This is a genomic window from Streptococcus castoreus DSM 17536, assembly GCF_000425025.1.
GTDB lineage: Bacteria > Bacillota > Bacilli > Lactobacillales > Streptococcaceae > Streptococcus > Streptococcus castoreus.
In genome coordinates, this window is record NZ_AUKZ01000012.1 from 42,406 (window position 1) to 53,761 (window position 11,356).

An 11,356-nucleotide genomic window follows, 5' to 3' on the forward strand; every position below is an offset into this window, starting at 1 on the left:
CATGTTAAATGTCCTCCAAGGCATCTTTGACCTTATCAAAGAAACCTTTTTTCTTTGGGTGCAATGACTTTTCTCCACTTGCTTCTGCAAATGCTTTTAACGCTTCTTTTTGAGCATCATTTAGCTTGGTTGGTGTGACAATGGTCACCGTAACATGTTGATCTCCTTGACCACCACCACGCAATTTAGGAGCACCTTTCCCTTTAAGACGGAAAACTTTACCTGTTTGAGTTCCTGCGGGAATGCTCATTTCAACATCACCATGAACGGTCGGAATGTCAACGGTATCCCCTAAAGCTGCCTGTACAAATGAAATGTCTAAACGGTAATAAATCGTAGAGCCATTTCGTTCAAATTTTTTACTTGGTAAGACATTTAAGATAACAAACAGGTCGCCATAAGGACCACCATTGAAGCCAGCCTCACCTTGTCCTTGAAGTCGAATTTGCTGACCAGTTTCCACACCAGCTGGAATCTTAACAGAAACATTGTGGACTTTCTTTTCATGTCCTGTTCCATGACATGTTTGACATGGTTCTTTGATTTCCTTACCACTGCCATGACAGATGTCACAGGTGACTTGACGTCGCATCATCCCAAGTGGTGTTTGTGTATCAACTGTCATAATACCAGAACCATGACATTTACGACAGACCACCGGACTAGTACCTGGCTTGGCACCAGTTCCTGCACAGGTGCCACAAGTTGCCTCGCGATTGTAGCTAATTTCCTTTTCAGCACCAAATACAGCTTCTTCAAAACTAAGGTTAATACGATATTGTAAATCATCTCCTTGACGAGGGGCATTGGGATTACGCACGCCACCGCCACCAAAGAAACTTGAGAAAATATCCTCGAAGCCTCCAAAGCCTCCACCATCAAAACCATTGAAGCCTCCAGCTCCGCTACCAAAACCACCATTAGCACCTGTGGCACCATATTGATCATAAGCAGCACGTTTTTGGGAATCACTCAAAGTTTCATAGGCCTCTTGAACATCCTTATATTTTTGTTCTGCCCCCGCTTCTTTATTAATGTCTGGATGGTATTTCTTAGACATCTTACGATAGGCTTTTTTTATTTCGTCTTGCGATGCATCTTTTGACACTCCGAGACGTTCGTAAAATTCTGTATTGTTCATATAAGATACCAAGACCGTAAAAAGCAAAGTGAAAACATGCGGTAAGTCCGAAAACTCTGATTTCGTAGACACACCAACGCCAAGACAACTAGGACTTTTAAATCCCGATGTCTACGATATTATCCATACTATTCTTAAATTATTAAATAGTAACCGTTTTTTCACATAGCATTTAGGCCGTGTTCCATTCCTTTCTGTAAATCCTGATTTGTATCTCGCGATGAATTCTTTTTTGACTGTTCTATACTTGATTCATATACCTGTTTAAATTCTTCAAACTCCGTAGGAGTCATCCTAAAAAGAAATTCTTCCTCACTGTCTATTGATTTCCTAGAATAAAAAGACACCTCTTGTGTTAAATTTAGTGCCCGTAGCACTGCTTGAGCGAACTCTTGATGGGCAAAGCCAATTGCTGTGATCATGTTTCCATCTTGACAAACAGCTTGTGCTTTAAAGTGCTCTCGCTGAAGAAAATTAAAATAACCGAAGAAATTCTCCCAAATGCCTCCCGTAAAATCTCTGTCTTGTAATAGACCTGCTTTTGCCAATAAAAGAGGTGCCGAAGAAATAGCGGCTATAACTAAATCAGATGTTTTTAGACCCTTTAAAAATTGAATTAGTTTGTCATCATTAATAGCATCGGTAAAGTCAATCATCCCAGGCAAAATAAGACAAGAATAGTCTTCTATAGACATCTCATCTAACACCTTGGTTGGCTGACAAGAAAGCCCGTCTTCTGAGATAACAACACTTTTATTAGACGAAACATAATCAATAGTTACTCCAAACGATAGAGCCAAAGAGCTCGTCAGAGTTACCATCTCATATAGAGAGAAGTTAGGATAAAGCAAACAAGCAACTTTTTTCATAGACCACTCCTCTAACGATGGAAAAATTAGACGAAGCGCTAGTAGCTCCGCCTAAAACTTCTAAAATATTAGTTTATTTTTCCGTAAACTCACCGTCCACTACATCATCGCCATTCTTTGATGAATCAGTTGATTGAGTACCTTCTGCACCTTGAGCTGCTTGTTGTGCTGCAGCAGCTTGTTCATACATTTTAACAGCAAGGGCTTGAGCTTTTTCATTAAGGGCTTCAAGTTTCGCTTTCATATCGTCAAGGTTACCAGATTCTTGAGCAGTTTTTAACTCATCAAGAGCAGCTTGGGCAGCATCACGTTCAGTATCAAAGCCTTTACCTTCAGTTTCTTTGATGGTTTTTTCAGTTGCAAAGATGGCTTGGTCAACTTCATTTTTAAGATCAACTTCTTCTTTACGTTTAGCATCGGCTTCGGCATTAGCTTCAGCATCTTTCATCATGCGGTCAATCTCTTCTTCTGACAGACCATCATTTGATTTGATAACGATATGTTGCTCTTTTTGTGTACCAAGATCCTTAGCTTTAACTGAAACAATACCATTTTTGTCAATATCAAAGGTTACTTCAATTTGAGGAATTCCACGAGGCGCCGCAGGAATATCAGTTAATTGGAAACGTCCAAGAGTCTTGTTGTCCGCTGCCATCGGGCGTTCTCCTTGAAGAACATGAATATCAACGGCTGGTTGGTTATCTGCTGCTGTTGAAAAGACTTGTGATTTAGACGTTGGGATGGTTGTATTACGATCAATCAACTTAGTAAAGACACCACCCATTGTTTCGATACCGAGTGACAATGGTGTCACATCAAGAAGCACAACATCTTTGACGTCACCAGTGATAACACCACCTTGGATAGCAGCCCCCATAGCAACTACTTCATCTGGGTTAACTGATTTATTTGGCTCTTTACCAGTTTCAGCTTTAACAGCTTCAACAACAGCTGGGATACGCGTTGATCCACCAACAAGAATAACTTCATCAATTTCTGACAATGACAGACCAGCGTCTGAAAGGGCTTGACGAACAGGTGTTTTCGTACGTTCTACAAGATCACGAGTCAAGTCATCAAATTTAGCACGTGTAAGACTCATTTCCAAGTGAAGAGGTCCAGCTGCTCCTGCTGTAATAAATGGTAGGCTGATTTGTGTCTGTGTCACACCTGAAAGATCTTTCTTAGCTTTTTCAGCAGCATCTTTCAAACGTTGAAGCGCCATTTTATCTTGAGAAAGGTCAATACCATTTTCTTTTTTGAATTCAGCTACCAAGAAATCAATGATTTTTTGGTCAAAGTCGTCACCACCAAGTTTATTATCACCGGCAGTTGCAAGAACGTCAAAGACACCGTCACCTAATTCAAGGATTGATACGTCAAAGGTACCACCACCAAGGTCAAATACCAAGATTTTTTCATCCTTATCTGTTTTGTCCATCCCATATGCAAGGGCAGCAGCCGTTGGTTCATTAACAATACGTTCTACTTCAAGACCGGCAATTTTACCTGCATCTTTTGTTGCTTGACGTTGTGCATCGTTAAAGTAAGCTGGAACAGTAATAACAGCCTTGGTTACTTTTTCACCCAGGTAATCCTCAGCGTAACCTTTCAAATATTGGAGGATCATGGCTGAAATTTCTTGCGGTGTGTATTCTTTACCATTTGCAGAAACTTTTTCAGAAGTTCCCATTTTAGATTTGATTGAAATAACCGTATCTGGATTCGTTACCGCTTGACGTTTTGCAGCATCACCAACAATGATTTCACCATTTTTAAATGAAACTACTGAAGGTGTCGTACGGTTTCCCTCTGGGTTTGCAATGATTTTTGATTCAGTTCCTTCAAGAACTGCTACTGCTGAATTTGTTGTTCCTAAGTCAATACCGATAATTTTACTCATTTTTGTTTCCTCTTTTTTTATTTTACAAATTTCTTTTTTGATGCTTTACTTGGATGGCTTGGACGTCATCGACTTTCTCCGAAACTCCATGACTAAGATTTGAACCAAAGTCTCAAACCTTCCGAGACTAGAAAGGCTCTATCTTTATTAGTATTTTAGCCACAACGTAAAGCACCTGATTGAGCAAGCTACGACTTGCTGTTTTTCAAATTTATAGTTTTTTGTCATCTCGGACAGGTTTCATTTTTTAGTGCAATACTGGCGTTTTTAACACCATTTTCCGCTTAGTTGTAAACCACCACCATTGCCGGTCTTAACAAGCGCTCATGTAACTTATAACCTTTTTGGAAGACTTCTGCAATAGTGTCTGACGGGTGATCATCATCAGCAGGTAAGGTTTGAACTGCCATGTGTAGATTGTGGTCAAAGCTTTCTACTTCAACTGCTTCAATTCCTTCTTCTTTAAGGGCTTGAATCAAGCTTTCTTGAACCATTTCCAATCCTTTTTTAACATCGTCTGTTAAACCTTCAACAGTTAAAGCACGCTCCAAATTATCCAAACTTGGTAAGATTTTCTTAGCCAAATCTTGCGAGCGATACCGTTGCAATTGTTGACGCTCTTCATTAGCACGACGCTGAATATTTTGCATTTCAGCATGGGCACGAAGGTATTTGTTCTCAAATTCATCCGCACGCTCATTTGCCATATCTAACTCAGATTTTTCAGATATTTCTTCAACAACTTCCTGCACAGATTCATCACTTGCTTCGACCACTTCTTCAAGAATCTCTTCATTTTTTGGGTTTTCTTTTGATTTTTTCGACAAGGGAACACCTCTTTCTTACTTTACTCATAAAATAAACGAGTACTCAATTAACTTCGTAATGATTGCTATTTAAGTACCGATAGTAATCTCTTAATTTTACTGCCAAGATACGACCAATAACATTCATCAAGCTGACACTACGGCGATAATCCATATCAATCGGTCCAATTAAACTCAGTAACCCAAAGCCGCGATATGGAATTAAAAACTTGTAAGTTAATAAGGTAACATTCGCCAAGGCTGCTTCACGATTATCAGCCACTTGAACCATAGCCATGTCATTTTCAGAAATACTTTGCCGAATTGACAACGCAAGTCCTTGCTCATTATCAAAAAATTGATAAGTGGTTAGACCAGCATAATCCAAGGCTGCTACTTTTCCAAAAACAAAAATAGTTTCTTGAAAAAGACCTGCAAAGATATAATCAAACAAATCCAAGACATTATCCGTTACCGTAAAATACTTTTGGACAATTTGTGGAATTTCTGTTCGTAATTTATAATGAACATCTCTAACATCTCGACCAAGCAAACGCTCATCTACTATTCCTTTGAGAACCAAGAGGTCCTTATTGAGAAAATTTTTAGGGATAGCAAACTGAACAGTTAATGGTTTTGACTCATCCAAAGTCAGCACAGCAAGAGCATCATGATTGGATAACTGAACAATATCAAAGGCAGTCAACTTTTGCCTAGCTGGTTCAACATCCAAGATGACAGCTGTATAACCTGTAATTTTAGCTAAAATCTGGCAAGCTCTAGCTAAAAGATCCTCCAACCTAAAAGCCTCAAAATCAAAGGCTTTGACCAACTGATAAACATCTTGCTCATCAATACTATCTAAACTCAGAGAGTGTTCAACAAAATACTTAAATCCTGCTGCACTTGGCAGCCGTCCACTAGAAGTGTGTGCTTTTTCAAGGAGACCCAACTTTTCCAGTTTTGCCATATCATTTCTAATCGTTGCACTACTAGAAGCGATAACCGACTGTAATGTTTTAGAGCCAACCGGTTCGTGTGTCTGTGTAAACAACTCCACAATAAGATTCAAGATATCATTTTGACGCTCTGTAATCACAAACCAATCACTTCCTTTCTTTTAGCACTCTATTAGATGGACTGCTAATCTATAGTTCCATTATACTCCTTCCTTAAGACATGTCAAGAAAAAAAACCAAAAAATTAGCACTCTTTTAAAAAGAGTGCTAATTCAATAATCATAACGTGTTAGATCCTTTGATTCAATCACTCGAATCAATTTTTGTGCGTAGTTATTATCACCAGAATAATAGTATTCTTGCAGACTTTGAGCTGGTATTTTGTACCCTTTTTCAGTTGCAAGACTTCGATACAAACGTTTATCTAATTTTTTCCCTTGACTAAGTGTGACCAAATAATCTCTTATCGAGCTGTCTCTATCTTTGTAAATCGCATACTTAACATTTCGATTCTTTGGCGACTTCAGAGTCACAGAAGCTTGTCCAGCTACAGCTTCCTTTGAAAAAAGGTTATTGTACTTAGTTGCTAACAAGGTTTTTCCATAGTTCGTCTCCAAAAGAATTTGACCGATCAAAACAGACGGTCGAATACCATAACTGTTTGCCAAAGGTTTGACTTCTGTACTAATTTTTTTAATAAATTGTGCTTGGGTATCACCTGATTTAACCTCCTGATTAGCGGTAGCCATTCTACCACTAAAAAGTAAGGGAATGACGACCAGCAACCAAAAGAAGAGTAGGAGCACTACAAAATAAGGAAATTTTAGTCGACTTCTCATTGTTTCTCCTTCAACACTGTGATGTACTCTTCTAAAGTCAGATTATGTTTGGTCATGTAAAGAGCAGATTCTTTGCCCACATAACGGTAATGCCAATCCTCATAGCCTACACCGGTACTCTTTGTTTTCCCTTTCGGAAAACGCAAAACAAAACCAAATTTCGGAGCTATTTTTTGAACAGCTTTTGCAACTTCTGGATCACTGGCATTTAAAGTATCCACGGTACTCATATCAATAGCCAAACCGGTTTGATGTTCACTGGCACCTGCTGGTTGTGAGTATGTTTGCACCAGCGCCTCAGCAGCTTCTTGTGTTAAACTAGGATCCTTTTCCTTTTCTTGGTTGATATAAGACTGATAAAGTTCCGCCTGATAAGCAACCGAACGATAACCTGAAATGAGGTGTTCTTGAGGATCAATTGCTTGAGCTGCCGCCAAGAAATCCGCAGTCGCTTGCTCAATACGCTTGTCCACTGAAATCCCATTAACATCAGCTAATTCTGGATTCATCTCTTCTTTGACATGATCTCGATTGACTAAAACTAACTGCCAATCTTTTGGAGATACTTTAGGTAAACTATCTACCTTTTTAGCTGTTTTTGAGACTTTTTGTGCCGTTTGTCCTTGGTTTTGACTCGGTTGAACTGTCTTTTTATCTGGTTTGATAAAGAGATAAATGCCACCCAGAAAAAGGAAAGCAACCAGTAATTGTAGTAAAATATTTAAACGATTATTCTTCATCTGTCATTGACTCTATTATTTCACGACCACGATAACGGTAACTCATATCTCCAATTGTTTTGATGGTAAATTGCCCTTCATCAAAATCAACAACTGTAATGCTACCATTATCAATATATTGTTTTTCACGATCTGGATCAATCAACCACATAAAAGTTCCAATGGTCATCCCGTGACTAACCACGATAGCATTGCCTCCACCAGCATTTTGAATGGAAAGGGCAATCGCTTCAAAACCTTCCCAAATACGCTTGCGAAGAACTTCCCAAGGTTCTGCCCAATTAGCAGTGTCTACTTCCACAATACTTTCAGCTAATTCAGAATAAGGCACATCCCGCAAATCATCTCGATTTTCAAATGCTTTTGTTCTTGGCAAGACACCTAGAAACAATTCAGAGTCATACGCCCCATCTAAACTTCCAAAACACCACTCACGGATACGTTTATCCCTTGTGTAAGGTAGAAACTCATTTTCAGATTCTTGCAAAATAATTTCCATGGTCTGCATGGTTCTTCCGGAATCACTCGAAAAAGCGGCTTTAAAAGGAATAGCTGCATCCTTTAAACCTAAACCTAGTTCACGGATGCCTTCTTCTCCTTTTTTAGTAAGCGGGGTATCACTCCAACCTTGAGCACGACCAATGGTATTAAACATCGTTTTACCATGCCTAGCAATATATAATCTTGTTTTTGTCATCATAACCTCCAACATCTCACTCCATTATATCATTTAAAGAAAACACTTGCAAAAATGGTAACAACCATGACTCCATTAAGGACAGCATTCAAATTATAGGCTACAAAATGATGACGAGACAAGAAAAATTAGCCTTATTTTGTCACATGATTGAGACACTTTCTTCATATTCAATTTTTATAATATGTTAAATGCAACTAATATTGACAAAAATGATAAGACACCTTTAGTTGCAAAATGAGGCTGGGGCAACTAGTGCCTCAACCTCATTTTTCTCTGACTTATTTTTTAAACATCAAGCCGTTCCTTTCTGAAACAAGACCATTTCATTTCGTCACTAACAACCTTGTCACCCTGTCTGGTTGCCACATTCTAAACCACCCTCAACTTTCAGATATGCCTTTTGGGCATAGGACTTTTCTACCCCTGCTGTCAATATCATCTAACATTTGAACATCAATCTTTTACCCTATTTTATTTTCATCAATTCTAGGTACTCTTTTTCCACCACAATGTCAAAAGGACTTTTCTTCCTATTACACCACCAAAGCAAGACGAATTGATTTAAACATGAACAACACAAAAGGCATCTAAGCCTTAAATCAGAGCATCCTCCTTGCATCTTAGACAAAGAGAGCACGGCATTATTTGAGTTCAAAACGCACATAGCCGGTTTGATTTAAATTGGTTTCTTAAAACCGTCTTAAATCAATTTTTCATCAACTTTTCCGTATAACTAAAAAAAGTTGAAGAAATAATTCCAAAACGGACATTTTCCTCAACTATAACCAACTTTGTCGTTACTTTAACAAGTAATTATTTCTAATTAAACTTGACTTGTCTACAAGCAAAGATTGCTTTACTATTTTTATGCTTTATTTGCTGATCCAAATACATCAATACGTTCTTCAACAGCGCCTTGAACAGCTTTCATACCTGGAGCCAAGAATTTACGTGGGTCAAATAATTTTTTACCATCGTATTCTGCTTCATTAGCATCGTAGTTACGTGCAAATTCACGAGTTGCATTTGAGAAAGCAATTTGGCTTTCAGTGTTAACATTAACTTTAGCAACACCAAGACGAATCGCTTCTTTGATTTGATCGTCAGGAATACCAGAACCACCGTGCAATACAATCGGGAAACCTGGTACAGCTGCTGTCAATTTTTCTAAGTGGTCAAGAGCAAGACCTTCCCAATTTTCTGGGTATGGACCGTGAATGTTACCGATACCAGCTGCCAAGAAGTCAATTCCAGTTTCAACCATTGCTTTAGCATCTTCGATTGGAGCAAGCTCGCCTTTACCGATGATACCATCCTCTTCACCACCGATTGTACCAACTTCAGCTTCAACTGAAACACCTTTAGCATGTGCAATTTTAACAACTTCTGCAGTTTTTGCAAGATTTTCTTCAACTGGAAGATGTGAACCGTCAAACATGATTGAAGTGTAGCCAACTTCAATACACTCAAGCGCATCGTCGTAGTGACCATGATCAAGGTGAATAGCAACAGGAACAGTGATACCCATTGATTCTACAAGGTTAGCAATAAGTGATTGACAAACTTTGTAACCACCCATGTATTTAGCTGCACCCATCGAAGTTTGGATAAGAACTGGAGCTTTTTTGCTTTCCGCTGCACGCAAGATGGCTTGGGTCCACTCTAAGTTGTTTGTGTTGAATCCACCAACAGCATATCCGTTTTCACGAGCTGCTTGGACAAATTTTTCTGCTGAAACGATTGCCATTTGTAAGGCCTCCTCTTATTTTTCGGGATGTTTCCCCCGTTTACATTGTTCATTTTAGCACAATTTTCTCTAAATTTCTAGTCTTTCACAAGCTTAAAGCGTTTTCTAGACACAGATTCCCCTGATGTCTCATAACCTCATTACGCTTAAACTCGTATTACTTACTTAGAGGAAATGAAAAAAGGCGAACCCATGATCCACCTTTACTATGCGGAGAGTGGGACTTGAACCCACACGACCTAAAGCGGTCACAGGATCCTTAGTCCTGCGCGTCTGCCAATTCCGCCATCCCCGCTACTCATTAGCAACATAAAACATTATATCAACTATGAGTTTTACTGTCAACACCTACTTCTCAATTTTTTTCAAAAACTCTGCAACCTTTTTCTGATACTGTTCTGGAGCTGTCTCAAAGGCTTTGGCATGCTTTGCCCCCTTGACAATTAGAATATCCTTTGGACCTTGCGTTGCTTTATAATTTTCATAAACCATCTTTGTAGGAACAAAATTATCCTGATCACCATGGATAAATAAGGCTGGTAATTTATTTTTCGCTAACTGTTTGACCGAACTAGCTTCGCCATAACTAAAACCGGCACGAATTTTAGACTGAGTCGACACCTCATACAATAATGGAAAAGCTGGGAGGTGATACATGGCTTTGGCCTGAAACTTCAGTTCGTCCCAAACACTAGTATAACCACAATCCTCAATGATGGACGTCACTTGTTTAGGAAGAGACTCACCACTAGCCATCATCACCGTTGCAGCTCCCATTGACAAGCCAAAGAGGGTAATCTGACTCTCTTTATCCTCGTCAACAAGGCGTTTCGCCCATGCTATAACATTTAAACGGTCGTTCCAACCATAACCAATTAAATTCCCGTCACTCTCTCCATGAGCCTCATTATCTGGAATCAAAACATTATAACCAAGATTATGAAAAAGCATCGCATAAGGTTTCATATCTTCCTTACGACTAGTAAAACCATGAACAACAAGAGCCGTTTTGTGAGTATCCTGAGAAGCTGGCAAATACCAAGCAACTTGCTTAAACCCACGATTCGTCATCTGTCGTTTTTCATAGGCCAGGGCATCAAAAGCTTTTTCTGCTGCATATAACGGATTATTTGTGCCACGTTTTTCATTACGGATAAATGATTTCTCCTCACGTACCTGAGCAACATGAAAAAAATAAAAACTAGCACCTACACTGGCAAGAGTCAATAATAAGAATAAAATTCCCAAACACTTTGATAATCGAATTGTTTTCATAGTAACTATTTTACAAAAAAATCACTTAAAAAGAAAGTTCTATACTAAAAATAAATTAAATTTCTTTGAACACTTTGAGAATAAACACTTCTTGCAAGTGATTTCCTTAAAGCAGTTTGTGAAATGAATATCAATAGAACTTCAAAAACTCGCAAAAGTCATAACCACCCGTGAAAACGGGTGGCTTGTACACCGGCTATAAGCCGTTCATCTCCAGCGACGTCTAAAGACGTTCGCTGAACTTCGTTCAGGTTATGCTTTCGTTACTTGACTGATGCCCGTAACAACGGGCTTTTATCTTGTCCTGAATCCTCCGTCAGAGAACGGATCTTCATATTCTTTAACACTTAACTTATCGAGTGCAATGTCATCCTTCT

Annotated in this window: 10 protein-coding genes, 1 tRNA gene and 1 pseudogene; all 12 read right to left on the bottom strand. The window is 38.9% G+C overall.

Annotated features, from left to right (window positions below; all coding sequences use genetic code 11):
* Positions 1-4 precede the first annotated feature (4 nt).
* Entirely contained in the window at positions 5-1,141 is a 1,137-nt protein-coding gene (dnaJ, locus tag H346_RS0105115) for a molecular chaperone DnaJ (RefSeq protein ID WP_027970141.1), read from the bottom strand.
* A gap of 161 nt (positions 1,142-1,302) precedes the next feature.
* Positions 1,303-2,010, bottom strand: coding sequence for a DJ-1/PfpI family protein (locus H346_RS09750; protein ID WP_083940736.1), 708 nt, complete (start codon positions 2,008-2,010; stop codon positions 1,303-1,305).
* Between the two features lie 73 nt (positions 2,011-2,083).
* Complete coding sequence (gene dnaK, locus H346_RS0105125; RefSeq protein ID WP_027970142.1) at positions 2,084-3,913, bottom strand: molecular chaperone DnaK; 1,830 nt, start codon at positions 3,911-3,913, stop codon at positions 2,084-2,086.
* 284 nt (positions 3,914-4,197) lie between these two features.
* Positions 4,198-4,740, bottom strand: coding sequence for a nucleotide exchange factor GrpE (grpE, locus tag H346_RS0105130; RefSeq protein ID WP_027970143.1), 543 nt, complete (start codon positions 4,738-4,740; stop codon positions 4,198-4,200).
* Between the two features lie 43 nt (positions 4,741-4,783).
* A complete protein-coding gene (gene hrcA, locus H346_RS0105135; protein ID WP_027970144.1) occupies positions 4,784-5,818 on the bottom strand; it encodes a heat-inducible transcriptional repressor HrcA in 1,035 nt (344 codons plus the stop codon).
* A 132-nt stretch (positions 5,819-5,950) separates the two neighbouring features.
* Entirely contained in the window at positions 5,951-6,517 is a 567-nt protein-coding gene (locus tag H346_RS0105140) for a glucosaminidase domain-containing protein (RefSeq protein WP_027970145.1), read from the bottom strand.
* Positions 6,514-7,257: a M15 family metallopeptidase gene (locus H346_RS0105145; protein ID WP_027970146.1), complete on the bottom strand. Its 744-nt coding sequence runs from the start codon at positions 7,255-7,257 to the stop codon at positions 6,514-6,516. The genes H346_RS0105140 and H346_RS0105145 overlap by 4 nt, the downstream gene beginning before the upstream one ends.
* Entirely contained in the window at positions 7,247-7,954 is a 708-nt protein-coding gene (locus H346_RS0105150; RefSeq protein WP_027970147.1) for a histidine phosphatase family protein, read from the bottom strand. Before H346_RS0105150 ends, H346_RS0105145 begins: the two co-directional genes overlap by 11 nt.
* Positions 7,955-8,822: 868 nt before the next feature.
* Entirely contained in the window at positions 8,823-9,704 is an 882-nt protein-coding gene (locus H346_RS0105155) for a class II fructose-bisphosphate aldolase (protein WP_027970148.1), read from the bottom strand.
* A gap of 209 nt (positions 9,705-9,913) precedes the next feature.
* Positions 9,914-9,999 (bottom strand) — tRNA-Leu (locus H346_RS0105160).
* 53 nt (positions 10,000-10,052) lie between these two features.
* Positions 10,053-10,979: an alpha/beta hydrolase gene (locus H346_RS0105165; protein ID WP_027970149.1), complete on the bottom strand. Its 927-nt coding sequence runs from the start codon at positions 10,977-10,979 to the stop codon at positions 10,053-10,055.
* Positions 10,980-11,273: 294 nt separating this feature from the next.
* Positions 11,274-11,356, bottom strand: a pseudogene (locus H346_RS10825) (IS200/IS605 family transposase); the annotation flags it as partial.